Origin of the sequence: Metabacillus sp. B2-18 (genome assembly GCF_021117275.1) — a bacterium.
Taxonomy (GTDB): Bacteria; Bacillota; Bacilli; order Bacillales; family Bacillaceae; genus Metabacillus.
The window spans coordinates 1,160,984-1,175,514 of the sequence record NZ_CP088245.1 but is presented as its reverse complement, the minus strand read 5'-3'; the positions used below and the strand labels follow the sequence as shown (position 1 = coordinate 1,175,514).

Sequence of the window (14,531 nt, the reverse complement as noted above, 5' to 3'; positions counted from 1 at the left end):
TGAGGGCGGAAACGGCTTTTACGCCCCTAAATATTATTTTATCAAACGACTATTGATTATTGTCGATTATTTCTTGTGCACGTTCTTGCGTTGCTTTTAATGTTGCATCAATATCTTGTTCACCTAGAATTAGTTTTTCATATTCTTCATTAACCACCTTATATAGCTCTGCTTGATAAGCTACAGGCGGAATGATTTTAGATGATTTAGCATTTTTCAGAACGCTAACAAGTGAATCACGATCTACCTTATCCGGTGTTGCTGTACCAGCTAAAATTCCATCGATTATAGAGCCTAGCTCATCATCACTTACACCGTTCCATGAAGGAACATTTTTTCCTTGTACAAGTTGTCCTTCAGTTGTATACCAGCGAATAAATGTATATGCTTCTTTTTTGAGCTCTGAATTTGCAGCAACAGACATAAAGTCAGTTGTAACAGGTGTATAGCCGCCTTCATCTCCTGATTCATTTTTCGGATAAGGTGCTACAGCTACATTAAAATCAAGTGGGAATTGATCTGTTCCACCAAGCTCTGTATTCATCCAGCTTCCAATTAAAATCGTGCTTGCATCTTGACCAAAGAATTGATTACGATAATGAAGCTTTTGAGAGATAATATCTGTATAAGGAACTGATGACTTATCTTCTAATTCCATTTGAGCACGCATTTCTAACGTTTTCTTGAATAAAGGACTATCAAAGTTTGATGTTCCGTCAGCTTTAACGAACTCTGTATTATCTTCTTCACTAGCAAGAGCTAATTTCATAAATTCCATCCAGCCACCACCCTGTGGACCATGGAAATATGTTCCATAATGATCATCAGTTGTTAGCTTTTTCGCATATTCCATATACTCATCCCAAGTCCAATCCGTTGGTACTTCTAAACCTGCTTCATCTAAATGATTTTTATTCATTAGAACATACCATGGATTAAATTTACCTGGTAAAGCATAGTAGCTATCGTCAATTTTGGTGTCAACTTTATAATCTTCACTTAATGTATATCCTTCTTCTTCAATAAACTCATCTATCGGTGCTACCATCCCTAAAGCAACACGCTGGGCATAGCTTGCTGGATCACTAAACATAAGAACATCCAGCTGTTCACCAGATGCAGCAGCTAAATCAAGCTTTTGCGTTGCTTCTTGAGTGTCACCTTTTTCACTAAGAATAACTAAATCAACGTCAATATTAGGATACTCCTCTTCAAAAGCAGAAATTGTTTTCTCCCAATTGTAGCTAGTTTCATTACCGTGAGTATGAAATTTGATTGTAACTGCTTCTTCGGATGTATTTGTATCTTTTTCTTCTTCCGATCCAGAAGCACTTTCTCCCCCACCACCAGAACAGCCTGCTAAGGCACCAACAAGCATTGTAGATGCAAACACTGTTGACCAAAACTTTTTCTTCATCTTACATCCCCCTTATTCATTTATTAATCGCTTTCATTTTATTGAAAAGCCCTTACAACACGAATTATAGCAAAGGGTACTCATCATCAAATGTAAATAATTTTACTACTATTAAGAATAATTTGACTTTTATGTTGATTATCCTTTTACCCCACCAAGTGCAATACCTTCAATAACTTGCTTTTGACCAATAATAAATACGATTAATAATGGTAGAATTGCCGATACAGCTGCAGCCATGATAAGAGAATAAAATTCTCCATTAATTGTCGTAAACTTTTGCATTGCCAATTGAATCGTGTATAAGGCATCTGTACGTAGAAAAATTAATGGATTTTGGTAATCATTCCAGGTCCATATGAATCTTAAGATCGCATAAGTAGCAACTGCGGGACGGACAATTGGTAAAGCAATAGACCAGAAAATTCGCCAATGACCTGCGCCATCTATTTTCGCTGCATCTATATATTCATTATGAATTCCCATAAAAAATTGACGTAACATAAACGTTCCTAGAACACTAAAGCTTCCTAACAATATAAGCCCTAAATGGCTATCAAACAACCCTATATTTCGATATAAAATAAATTGTGGCACCAAGCTTGCTTGAGGTGGAACCATGTAAGTCGCTAATACAATAAGAAATAACCATTTCCCAGCAGGAAAATCAACTTTAGAAAATCCATAAGCTGCTAAAGCTGAAACCGTACATGATACAAGTGTTGTGAGAACAGCTACTTTAATAGAGTTCCAATAATAAAGATAAAACGGAAATTCACCAAACCATACTTGTTCGTAGTTATTAAAGCCATTCCATCTTTCTGGTATCCATTGAATCGGAAACTTAAATACATCTGCTTCTATCTTAAACGAGGTTGAAAGCATCCAAACAAACGGCAGTAAAAACATGATACTAACGATGAATATGATGATGGTGATGATTACTTTTTGAACATTTAAACGGCTTTTCATATTATCCCCCCTTTAGTAATTAACCCATTTTTTCTGACCAATCCATTGAAAGATTGTAATTAAGAAAACAATCAAAAATAATATCACAGCAATTGCTGAGGAATAACCTATATCTAGATTAACAAAAGCTGTATCATATAAGTGCCATACAAGCATACTTGTTGAATGTAGAGGACCACCTTTTGTTAATACAGCGATCAGGTCAAATACTTTAAACGTCGAAATAATACCTGTAATTAATAAGAAAAAGGATGTTGGTGATACCATCGGAAACGTGATATGACGGAATTTCACCCAAGAATTTGCTCCATCCATATCAGCTGCTTCGTATAGTTCTTGTGGAATCGATTGTAAGCCTGCAATATAGATAATCAAGTTAAAGCCAATTGATATCCAAATCTGAATTAACATAACCGAAATTAATGCAAAATTTGGATCGGCAATCCACTTTGGTGGATCGGTAATTCCTATTGCCATCAATGTTTGGTTAATCGGTCCTGCAGAAGGATGGAATAACACCTGCCAGACAACCGCAATAGCTACAACACTTGAAATATATGGCATGAAAAATGCGACTTTAAAATAACTCTTCATGTAAACGCTTTTATCAATAACCACAGCTAATAATAATGAAAATGCCATACAAATAGGGACAGTAAAGATGAAGAGTGCATTATTTAATAGAGACTTTAAAAAAACCTTATCGTCCATCAAATCTATAAAGTTATTAAAGCCTACCCACTTTAACTGATCAATACTTTGAATAAACTTCCAATCTGCAAAACTAAGAATAAAAGTCGCAAAAATTGGCAGTAACACTAAAATCGAAACACCGATTAGCATTGGTGATACAAATAAAAACCCTGCTAAACTTTCCGTTCTTTTAACTGATCCTCTTTTCTTACTTAGCGAAACATCTGAGGATGTTGATACTTCTGTTTTTGTACTCATCGGGTATCACCTCTCTTTGTAATATACATTTATTATAAGGAAGAAAAATTTCAATTACTTAACAGTATTTTGATGAAAGTTATAATAATTTTTACTTTCTAACTTAAACTATTTTGTATTTTCTAGCTTCGTCTTAAAAATTGAAAAAGAGAAGTACATTAATGCAAAGCTAATTCCACTTCCAAAAAACAAAATACCAACACCAGGAAAAAGTATACTAACGAAACCCCCAGTTCCTACTGATAGCATCATTAAAATAGTTCGACCTGGAAACGAAGCACCTAGTAGGATAGCAGATTTAAAGTAGTGAAGGACCGAACCTTTGAAATGAACATAAACTGGAAATATATACATTGTGATCATTAGCATTGTAATGAAAGCTATAACAAAGAAAGTCAAAAACATATAATGTAAAATTCCCTGCATTGAGTTAATTAACACCAAATCAACATACATAAATAAGGCTGAAACTAAAAGGCAACTCCATAATATATTCGCCTTCTTAAATTCACTTTTGTAAACTGACAAAAATAAAGGAAAGATTGCGTGACTACTTTCCCCCATTATCCACTTACGTAAAATTGTGAACATAGCCACGGTCGCAGGTGCAAAACCAAAAACACCAAATCCAACTACTGTAAAGCCCAACCAAAGTAAATTAAGATACGCTAACTTACTAATCCAATCACAAGCTCGTAACAAGCCTCCCATCCAGCTAGACGATTCCACAACGTCTCCTCCATTTCATGTTGAAGTATTACGTTTAATAATAGAGTGAATGATTTTAAGTGATGTAGCATATTTTTTACTACTTTTTATAAATTTTTTACTTTTTCATGACAAAAGCGCAAGCGCCTCGTTCAGCACCGACAAGCATAAGACGATTTAGAATAGAAGGCATTCTTTGCCCTATATTCTAAATTGGCTTATGACCTCGAGGTGCTAGGCATCTGACTTTTTTGACCAAAAGTCAGACTGCTGGAGCTGAATGTCAAAGCATTGTCCCCAATTAATGCAGTGACAACTTTTCCTAACAATAAAAAATAGTGCACCTCTTTAAAAAGAGTCATGCACTATTTTTCTTGTTAGTTTTCGTTACTTTTATCTAAATTGTTTATTTACTTTAAATCTTCCATCTTCACAGCATCCATATCTGTGAACGTATAATTTTCTCCCGCCATTGCCCAAATGAATGTGTAATTACTTGTTCCAACACCTGAATGAATAGACCATGGTGGTGAAAGGACCGCTTGTTCATTTTTCACAAGAAGATGACGAGTTTCTTTAGGCTCACCCATGAAGTGGAAAACCCTTGAATTTTCATCCATATCAAAGTAGAGGTAAACTTCCATACGACGGTCATGTAAATGAGCAGGCATTGTATTCCACATGTTGTTTGGCTCTAATAACGTCATTCCCATCATTAGTTGACAGCTTTGAATACCGTCTGCATGAATATATTTATAGATTGTACGCTTATTTGATTCACTATCAGAACCTAAATGAGTTGGTTCTGCATCTTCGATTGGTGCCTTTTTTGTAGGATATTGCTTATGTGCTGTAGTAGAAACAATGTAAAACTTTGCAGGATCAGAAGCATTGCTGCTTTCAAATAGCACTTCCTTGTTCCCCATACCAACATATAAGCAGTCTCTTTTATTTAAAGTATAAGCTTGCCCATCAACTAAAACTGTACCTTCAGCGCCAATGTTAATAATTCCAACTTCGCGTCTTTCTAAGAAATAGTCTGTTTTTAATGTTTCTTGATCCTCTAACTTAAGAGATTGGCTAGTTGGAATTGCCCCACCAGTTACAACACGATCATAGTGAGAGTATGTCATGTTAATTTCACCTTGAACAAAAAGTGAATCAATTAAAAAATCATTTCTTAATCTTTCCGTTGTATATGATTTAAAGTCTGTTGGATTTGTAGCGTGTCTGATTTCCATTATAAATTCCCCTTTCGAATTTGCTTTTTACTTCCTAATATAAGAACACTAAAGTGTTTATGAACTCATCCATCCACCATCAACACATAAAATATGACCGTTCACATAACTTGAAGCATCTGATGCTAAAAAGACAACAGCACCCTTTAGGTCTTCAGGTGTACCCCAGCGACCTTGTGGAATTCTAGAAGTAATATACTCATTTCGATCTTTGTTTGCACGAAGCTGTGCTGTGTTATCTGTTTCCATATATCCTGGTGCGATAGCGTTTACATTCACACCTCTACTTGACCATTCATTCGCAAGAGATTTTGTTAATCCAGCAACAGCATGTTTACTCGCTGTATATGCTGGTACTCTTAATCCCCCTTGAAATGAAAGCATGGAGGCAACATTCACAATTTTACCTGAGCCATTTTCAAGCATATGTTTACCAACTTCTCTGCATAATTGAAAAACAGAGTGTTGATTGACTTTAATTACTTCAAACCAATCATCATCGGAAAAATTTTCTGCATCAGATCTTCTAATAATTCCTGCGTTATTAACTAAAATATCAATCTTCTTTGTTAGTTTGAGAGCCTCTGACACTAATTGTCCAGCAGCGTGATCTACTGATAAATCAATGTTCAGACCATGAAATACGCCACCAACCGCTTCAATTTTTTCTTTTGTTTCAGACATATCACTCATACCGGCTCCAATAACAGTTGCTCCTGCTTCTGCTAGACCAACAGCCATTCCCTGTCCTAGTCCTCGACTTGCTCCTGTTAATAGAGCAACTTTTCCTTCTAGCGAAAAAAGTGAACCCATTTTCGAACCTCCTCTTGTACCAATATGTTCTTTATTGTTTGTTTAAGTTCATTATAGTTTGATTATAACATAAATAAAAAAGATGACAACGATTAATTGTTCGTTTTGCCATCTTTTCTTCTAATCTTTATACATTCACAAGATGTAATCGCACATGACTATGTTCTAATGTTTCTTTTATCTGTGGGTCGAGATTTGTATCTGTTACAATTTCATTTACTTCATCAAATTTTGCAAATTGTATTAGAGCAACCTTCTCAAATTTTGATGAATCAGCTAACAATGTAATATGATCAGCACATGATATGATTTGCTTTTTCCAATCAGCATGTATGCTATTAAAAACTGTTAATCCATGTTCGATTGAGATTCCTGTTGTACCGAAAAATAAACGATTCACTCTCATTCGTTTTAGCATCTCGGTTGCTTGGGCCCCCATTAAAGAAGAAGATTTATCAATTCTTGTTCCACCTAAAACCATTAATTGAACATTGCTTTTTGTAAGTAAAACATTGGCTATTTTTAAATCATTTGTAATGACGGTGATAGGAAATTCCCCAAGTAACTCTGCAATAGCAATCGTCGTACTGCCTCCGTCCATTAAGATCGTTTCATTCGGTTCAATGAGTTTGACGGCCTCTTTTGCAATCGCAGATTTTACATCACTATAACCCGATTGTCGTTCAGCAATAGGTAGCATTCTTCCTTCATCCTCTGCCAATACCGCCCCACCGTGAATTCGATTTAGAAGACCTCTTTTTTCTAACAATTCCAAATCACCGCGAATCGTCTTCTCTGTTACATCTAACAGCTTACTAAGCTCAGATACTTTTACAATCTTATTTTTATCTAGTTGATCTAAAATACGTTCATGCCGTTCCACTGCAAGCATTATATATGTCCCCCGTTATTTTCTTTATTTTACTATTATAGGACAGGATTGAACAAAAACAAACCTAGTATAAAAGGTGTAGTTTTCTTTATTTAGAAACTCTCCTGTTGTTCGTTATTGTATTAATTTTATCTTTAATGTTTCATTTCGTAAATATCGTATATTATTTCATTGGTTATTTCTCTAGACTTTTTTGTAATTTTAAATATATTAGTGGTGTCTTAGCATACTTTATTGATACAGATCAGAACATGTTCGTTCCATTGCGCTACAGACACTCGCTTTCCGCGGGGAGGAAGCTGAGCCTCCTCGCCTTCGCCTGCGGGGTCTCAGCCTTTCCTCTACCTCCCGCAGGAGTCGAGTGTCTTCCGCTCCATTACACTATCGTTTTGAAAAAAGTTACAAAATAACAACCTTAAAAAACAACTATAATAAATGACGTTTTCTTAAACTAACGAGTTCAGTTTTGAAGTACATAATTAGAAATAACCGTACTAATCGAACGGTAATCGCACTTATATTAACCAATAATTTGATTAGCAAAAATGCTTGGAAGATTGTCTCCATGTATTATTACAGTATTTTGCACTCTATAGTTGTGTTTTCATTAAATTAGAAAAAAAAATAAACGGAAAAATTCCGTTTAAATCGTGAAATATCAATATTATCCGCAAAATAAGGTGAGTTTTTCCGCTTATTTGAACATAATCTTTAAATTTAGTTATATATAGAGAAATTAACCGGAATATATCCGCTTATATCGGCTTCTTAAGCATCTAGTATATAACTTAACCGGAACTTCTCCGCCTATCAATTCCTATACCTCCACGAAAAAGTTTTATCTAACTTGAATATCCAAAAACCCACCACTTTCACCCCAATTAATTTAGCAAAACAAACTCGTCACTTCCACTATCTTTGTGACCTGTTGTAAGCAATGCCAATTAGCGTCATTTATGAAAAGCCTTGATAAGCAACAAAAAAGATACAGCCCAATTCAGTTGCGAATTTGGCTGCATCTTTTTTGTCTGATGAATAAGTTTTTGTACTCGAAAACCGAACTACTTACGATTATAGGAAAGCGCTTTCATATTAGTTATTTTAATAATAGAAGCTTTTAACAATTACATCTAAACACCCGAATATGACATAAATCCACCATCAACAGGAACTGTAATACCTGTTACAAAGCCTGCAGTGGTTTCATCTACTAACCAAAGCAGTGTTCCTAGTAAGTCTTCTGGTTTACCAAATCTTCGCATTGGGGTATGTGCAATAATTTTCTCAGAACGATCTGTTAAGCTGCCATCTTCATTTTTCAGTAGATTTTTATTTTGTTCAGTAAGGAAAAATCCGGGTGCTATTGCATTCACACGAATACCAGCATCAGCCATATGTACTGCAAGCCATTGGGTAAAATTGTCAATTGCTGCTTTTGCAGCGCTGTATGCTGGAACTTTAGTCATCGGTGATGGAGCGCTCATTGATGACATATTGATGATAATTGCACCTTTACGATTCACCATCTTCTTTGCAAAAATTTGTGTCGGAAGTAATGTTCCAACCATGTTTAAATCAAAAACAAAGCCAAAGCCCTCTTTTGTTAAATCAAAGAAAGTTTGCAGACCTTCCTTATTAATGTCATCAGGGTTTAATGTTTCGTTTGTGGTCGTGCCGCTTGGATGGTTTCCCCCTGCTCCATTTATTAGGATGTCACAAATACCAAGTTCTTTTGATACGATTTCTTCCGCTTGTTTCACGCTCTCAACATCAAGTACATTACATGAAATAGAAATCGCTTCTCCACCGAGTTCTCTAATTTCGTGAGCTACTCTTTCACCTTTTTCAGCAGTTCTGTTAAGAATGGCCACTTTAACTCCTTGCCTCGCAAGTTCTTTTGCCATTGAGCGACATAAAACACCATTTCCGCCTGTGACAACAGCTACTCGGCCTTTTAATTGATCATGTATCGGTAGCATCATTAGTTCCTCCCGTGTGCTCTTTCTAATGAATCCCAAATTCCCCAAAGGTACATGATACCTAATGACCTGTCATACAAGCCATAGCCTGGTCTACATTTTTCATCCCAAATATGTCTACCATGATCTGGTCTAGCATAACCATTAAAGCCTATTTCGTGGTATGTTTTAATAATTTCATAAATATCTACAGAACCATCAGATGTTCGATGAGATGTTTCAATAAAGTCACCATTTTCATAGACTTTTACATTTCGAATATGTGCAAACGGAATGCGCTCTGCAAATTCGCGTACCATCTCCGCAATATTATTAGAAGGATTTGCTCCAAGTGATCCACTACAAAGTGTTACACCGTTCGATTTACTATCTACAACGTCTAAAATCCTTCTAATATTTTCTTTATTACACACAATTCTTGGTAATCCGAAAATAGGCCATGGCGGATCATCTGGATGTATCCCCATTCTTATTCCGTTTTTCTCTGCACAAGGAATTACTTCTTTTAGAAAATATGCTAGATTTTGAAATAAATCTTCTTGTGTAACGCCCTTGTAAGCTTCAAAAAGGTCCTTTAATCGTGATAATCTTTCTGGCTCCCAGCCTGGCAATGTAAATGTTGAGTTTTTAGAAATATCTTCGACTAATTCATTTGGATCCATATCAACAACTTTTGCTTTTTCATAGAAAAGAGCTGTTGAACCATCTTCCATTTCCTTAAATAATTCTGTTCTCGTCCAATCAAAAACAGGCATGAAGTTGTAGCATATCACTTTTACACCAACTGATGCTAACTTCTCTATTGTTCTTTTATAGCTTTCAATATATTTATCTCTCGTAGGAAATCCTAGTTTAATATCTTCATGAACATTAACACTTTCAACAACATCTATATTCAATCCATATTCATCTGCTTGTTTTTTCACTTCGTTGATTTTGTCCATCGGCCATTCTTCACCAGCCGGAACATCATGAAGTGCCCACACAATTCCTTCCACCCCAGGAATTTGCTTGATCTGCTTAAGGGTAATGCTGTCATTTCCCTCACCATACCACCTAAATGTCATTCTCACATTAACTAACCTCCTAGATTGCCTGAGAGATTTCAAGCAAGGAAAATGTTTGTGTTCCATGAGCTGTTTCATTTATTTCTTCAAACGGTAAACTCTAGTTAGATACTATTTCTAGCTTCTTTTACAATCTCACAATATTGCTTTGCTAGTTTTGTTACTTCATCAAAGTTTCCTGTTTTAGCAGGCTTTGATAAATCACTACCGATACCAATCGCAACCGCCCCATTTTTAATCCATTGATCTGCATTTTGAAGGTTTACCCCACCAGTTGGCATAACAGAGGCTTGGGGAATAGGTCCCTTAATTGATTTAATAATTGAAGGATCAAATGTATTTCCTGGGAATAGCTTCACAACATCTGCTCCATATTCCATAGCTGTTTTTATTTCAGTAATTGTCATACAACCAGGCATGTATGGAATTTGATATCTATTACAAAGCATGGCTGTATCTTTATCAAAACATGGACTGACAATATACTCAGCACCCGCCAAAATAGCAATTCGAGCAGTCTCACTATCAAGCACACTTCCTGCACCAAGAATTAATTCATCTGAATGAAATTTTTCTTTTAACGATTGAATTACTTCAGTTGCACCTGGCACAGTTAATGTTACTTCAATTGCTTTAATGCCACCTTCAATACATGCATTTGAAATGCTTACTGCTTCTGTTTCATCTTCTGCACGAACAACAGCAACAACGCCCGATTCTACAATTCTATTTAAAATATCAAGTTTTTTTATCATATGTTTTTGTTACGAGTGTATCGTAACTTCCTCCTAACTTATTTATATTTTATTCTTGCATAGTTACCTCTCAATAAAATCCCTTTCACCTAATCTAATTTGAATATCTTCCAAATAAGGAAGCCCTTCATTATCTCCTGAAACACCAACAACCATTGATCCAATTGTATTTGCAAAGTGAAGAATTTTTTCTAATGACCAATTTTGCAGAACACCATAAACAAAGCCTGCATCAAAACCATCACCAGCACCTACTGTATCAACAACCTTTTTTGGTGGAACAGGAGGAGATTCTACTGTTTTTCCATTATGATAGCCAATTGAACCTTGATCACCTTTTTTAATCGCAACATATGAAATACCCATATTTATTGCTTTTTCAATAATTTCATTTTCATCTGTAGTTCCTAACAATAGGTCAGCTTCTTCAACACCTGTTAAGAAAATATCAACAAATGGAAGAATCTCTGTTAAAACCTCTTTTGCTCTTTCTTTACTCCAAAGCTTTAAGCGAATATTTGGATCAAATGATATAAGTAAATTATGTTGTTTAGCTAAAGTAATCGAACGTTTTATAATTTCCACGTTTTTCTCATCAATTGCCGGAAATACTCCAGTGATATGAAGAACCTTTGTATTCTCAAAATATGAATCTGTTAAACTTTCAGGTGTTAACGTTAAAGTTGGAGACTTCATACGGTAATAAAACGTTCTCCCTGTTCCATCCTCCAGCACCTCTTTAAAATTAACGGATGTTGGATAACCATCAACTAGTTTTACTTGTGAAGTATCAATTCCTTCTCCACGAACAAAGTGTTGAATATAGCGACCAAACTCGTCATTACCTAATCGACTGATCCATCCTGCCTGTAAGCCAAGTCTTGCACAACCAATTGCGAAGTTTAGTTCGGCTCCTCCAACATTTCGTTCAAATGTATGAACAAAACGCATTGGCCCCTTTGCACTTGGATTCATCGTAATCATCGCATCACCGATTGTAATGATATCTTTCATTACACTATTCACTCCTTTGATTTTGATTAACAAGAATTTCTAATCACAAGTTCAGGTTCAAAACGATATACTGTTGTTTTCTCTTGATATTCAGGATCCTTAATTTTATTTAATAGTAACTCTGCAGCTCTTTTCCCCATGTCAAAGGTTGGTTGGGCAATTGTTGTTAATTGGGGGGTGAAAAAACTAGCAAATGAAACATCATCAATTCCGATAATGGCTAAATCTTCTGGAATAGATACATTATTTGCTTTTGTAAACTTTAAGATCTCCATGAGAGTTAGGTCATTCCCGGCAATAATTGCTTGTGGAGGACAATCCAGAGAAAGCATTTCCTTTAAGCCTTGTTGAATTTGATGAAGATCAAGAGTACTAATATATTCTTCATTAAAATCTAAATTGTTTTCTTGTAATGCTTTTTTGTATCCATTGATTCGCTCAATACGTGGTGTAACATGCCTTGAGATAGATGTTGTCATGATCCCTATTTGTTCATAACCTTTGTCGACTAAATGATCAACAGCCATTTTGATAGCCTTTTCATTATTTAGCATAATTGTGGATGCTGAAATTTCTTCTACAACTCGATCAAAAAACACAAGTGGGTACTTTCTTTTCATCAAACTTTTATAAAGATCAATATTTCCGCCAGTTGGGAAAATGATTAGACCATCCACCTGCTTTGCAATTAGCATTTCAATGTAGTTTTTTTCCTTTTCTGGTTCATCATCGGCATTGCAAACAATGATATGAAATCCCTGTTCATTACATATATCTTCAATTGCCCGTATAACTTGAGTTGAAAACGCATGCAAAATATTTGCCACGATCACCCCTATTGTTGAGGTGGACTTTTGCTTTAAGCTTCTAGCAACAATGTTCGGCTGATAGCCTAATTCTTCAATTGCTTGACTTATTCGCCCTTTCGTTTTTTCGCTCATATAATCATAGCGTTTGTTTAAATATTGTGAGACGGTACTTTTTGATACATTTGCTTGTTTGGCAACATCAGAAATCGTGATCGCTTTCATTTTTCTCTCCAATACAAAATCGAATTACCTAATTATAAACCGATTTACTAAACCGGTTTAGTTTTTAACTACTTTGAATTATACGACATTTATATGTAACCATCAAGAATTGATTTTTATTGTTTTGTTCAAAAAAGGTGTAGCTTTTATAGCCTACACCTTTTCATACCTAATCATTTACCACACTACTATTTAAGAAACTTGTTAATTCTTTTTCCCTTCTCTTTGAAACCAGAATATAAAGAAAGTCACCTGACTGAATTTTTGTCTCCCCATGAGGTGTTACCAAGTCTCCATTCCTGATGATGGCATTGATAAGTACCTCTTTAGGAAACTTTATATCCTTTAACAGCTTATTTGTAATAATAGACGTTTCACTTACTTCAAATTCAACAATTTCTGCATTAGCTTTACCAATTGAAACAAGTTCCAATGAATGTGGTGCCTCTACTTTTTTAGGACCATTCAGCCCTAACTTATTTGCTATCAACGAAATCGTAGAGCCTTGTATTAAGGCAGATGTTAACACAACAAAGAAGACAACATTAAAAATTAGCTGACTGTTTTCCAGACCCATCGTCATCGGAAACGTTGCAAGCACAATTGGAACTGCACCTTTTAAGCCTGCCCAAGACAGAAATACTTTCTCCTTATTCGTAAATCCTAATTTTATTGTCGAGAGAAAAACTGCTACTGGTCGAGCAATAAAAATTAAAATAATTGCCAATAAAAGACCTTTAAAAATAATATAAGTATTTAAAAACTGTGATGGAAACACTAACAATCCTAAAATGATAAACATTAAAATTTGCATCATCCACGCAAAGCCTTCGTTAAACCTGAAGATTGAGTGACGGTAAGTTAAATCTCCGTTTCCTATCACAAGTGCTGCAATATAAACAGCTAACAGCCCACTTGCACCAATAATGTCAGTTAAGCTATATGTTAATAGTGAAAAGGCTAAGGCAAAGATCGGATAAAGACCACTTGAATCTAAATTGATTTTATTGATTGCAAACCCTGCAAACTTACCAAAAAGAAGACCCATCACTAATCCAGCACCCATTTGCCAAATAAATGAACCTATTAACAACAAGTATGAAGAATTATCCACCGTCATTAACTCAATAATAGATAATGTAAGAAACATTGCCATTGGATCATTTGTTCCAGATTCCGCTTCAAGTGTTGAACTTAATCTATCACGTATATTTTGTCCCTTTAATACGGCAAATATCGCCGCAGCATCTGTTGAACCAACAATTGCTCCAAATAAAAATCCTTCAAGCCAGCTTACATCAAAGATTAGTTTTGCCGCTATTGCAACAACAATTGTCGTAAGCAAAACCCCAATTGTTGCAAGAGATAACGAGGGAACTGTCACAGCTTTAACTGATGACCATTTTGTTTGTAATCCACCTTCAAACAGAATGACAACTAAAGCAAATATCCCGATTAATTGTGTTAGCTCAGGATTATCAAAATGAATTAGACCTAACCCATCACTACCCATAATCATTCCGACCATTAAGAATAGAACAAGAGCAGGAACACCCAATCTTGTTGAAAATTTAGTCGTTAGTACTCCTAGAATTAATAGCACCGCTGTGAAAAAAATAAAATATTCTATATTTATATGCTCCAAAACCTAACTCCTCTCTTTGGTGTGAAATACATCTAATTGTTTTTAA

13 protein-coding genes are annotated in these 14,531 nt (G+C 35.3%); all 13 read right to left on the bottom strand.

All coding sequences use genetic code 11. From position 1 onward, the window contains the following. Nucleotides 1-49: 49 nt before the first annotated feature. Nucleotides 50-1,417: an ABC transporter substrate-binding protein gene (locus tag LPC09_RS05985; RefSeq protein WP_098796597.1), complete on the bottom strand. Its 1,368-nt coding sequence runs from the start codon at nt 1,415-1,417 to the stop codon at nt 50-52. A 138-nt stretch (nt 1,418-1,555) separates the two neighbouring features. Beyond that, nucleotides 1,556-2,389, bottom strand: a complete 834-nt coding sequence (locus LPC09_RS05980; protein ID WP_098796598.1) for a carbohydrate ABC transporter permease — start codon at nt 2,387-2,389, stop codon at nt 1,556-1,558. Between the two features lie 12 nt (nt 2,390-2,401). Further along, the gene (locus LPC09_RS05975) at nt 2,402-3,340 is read right to left on the bottom strand and encodes a carbohydrate ABC transporter permease (protein ID WP_098796599.1); all 939 of its coding nucleotides are present in this window, start codon (nt 3,338-3,340) and stop codon (nt 2,402-2,404) included. A gap of 108 nt (nt 3,341-3,448) precedes the next feature. Then, complete coding sequence (locus LPC09_RS05970) at nt 3,449-4,069, bottom strand: YesL family protein (RefSeq protein WP_098796600.1); 621 nt, start codon at nt 4,067-4,069, stop codon at nt 3,449-3,451. A gap of 389 nt (nt 4,070-4,458) precedes the next feature. Further along, nucleotides 4,459-5,289: a 5-dehydro-4-deoxy-D-glucuronate isomerase gene (gene kduI / locus LPC09_RS05965; RefSeq protein WP_098796601.1), complete on the bottom strand. Its 831-nt coding sequence runs from the start codon at nt 5,287-5,289 to the stop codon at nt 4,459-4,461. Between the two features lie 57 nt (nt 5,290-5,346). Next, nucleotides 5,347-6,102, bottom strand: coding sequence for a 2-dehydro-3-deoxy-D-gluconate 5-dehydrogenase KduD (gene kduD / locus LPC09_RS05960; RefSeq protein WP_098796602.1), 756 nt, complete (start codon nt 6,100-6,102; stop codon nt 5,347-5,349). Nucleotides 6,103-6,229: 127 nt separating this feature from the next. Beyond that, the gene (locus LPC09_RS05955; protein ID WP_098796603.1) at nt 6,230-6,994 is read right to left on the bottom strand and encodes a DeoR/GlpR family DNA-binding transcription regulator; all 765 of its coding nucleotides are present in this window, start codon (nt 6,992-6,994) and stop codon (nt 6,230-6,232) included. A gap of 1,130 nt (nt 6,995-8,124) precedes the next feature. Next, nucleotides 8,125-8,973 carry an SDR family oxidoreductase gene (locus LPC09_RS05950; RefSeq protein WP_231309212.1) on the bottom strand — a complete coding sequence of 283 codons (849 nt, stop codon included), beginning with the start codon at nt 8,971-8,973 and terminating at the stop codon, nt 8,125-8,127. A 2-nt stretch (nt 8,974-8,975) separates the two neighbouring features. Then, the gene (gene uxuA, locus LPC09_RS05945) at nt 8,976-10,046 is read right to left on the bottom strand and encodes a mannonate dehydratase (RefSeq protein ID WP_231309211.1); all 1,071 of its coding nucleotides are present in this window, start codon (nt 10,044-10,046) and stop codon (nt 8,976-8,978) included. 98 nt (nt 10,047-10,144) lie between these two features. Next, a complete protein-coding gene (locus LPC09_RS05940; RefSeq protein ID WP_218012738.1) occupies nt 10,145-10,792 on the bottom strand; it encodes a bifunctional 4-hydroxy-2-oxoglutarate aldolase/2-dehydro-3-deoxy-phosphogluconate aldolase in 648 nt (215 codons plus the stop codon). Between the two features lie 66 nt (nt 10,793-10,858). Then, a complete protein-coding gene (locus tag LPC09_RS05935) occupies nt 10,859-11,809 on the bottom strand; it encodes a sugar kinase (RefSeq protein ID WP_231309210.1) in 951 nt (316 codons plus the stop codon). 26 nt (nt 11,810-11,835) lie between these two features. Further along, the gene (locus tag LPC09_RS05930) at nt 11,836-12,840 is read right to left on the bottom strand and encodes a LacI family DNA-binding transcriptional regulator (protein WP_231309209.1); all 1,005 of its coding nucleotides are present in this window, start codon (nt 12,838-12,840) and stop codon (nt 11,836-11,838) included. A 169-nt stretch (nt 12,841-13,009) separates the two neighbouring features. Then, nucleotides 13,010-14,485 (bottom strand): potassium/proton antiporter, encoded by a 1,476-nt coding sequence (locus LPC09_RS05925; protein ID WP_098796626.1) that lies wholly within the window; start codon nt 14,483-14,485, stop codon nt 13,010-13,012. Nucleotides 14,486-14,531: the final 46 nt, after the last annotated feature.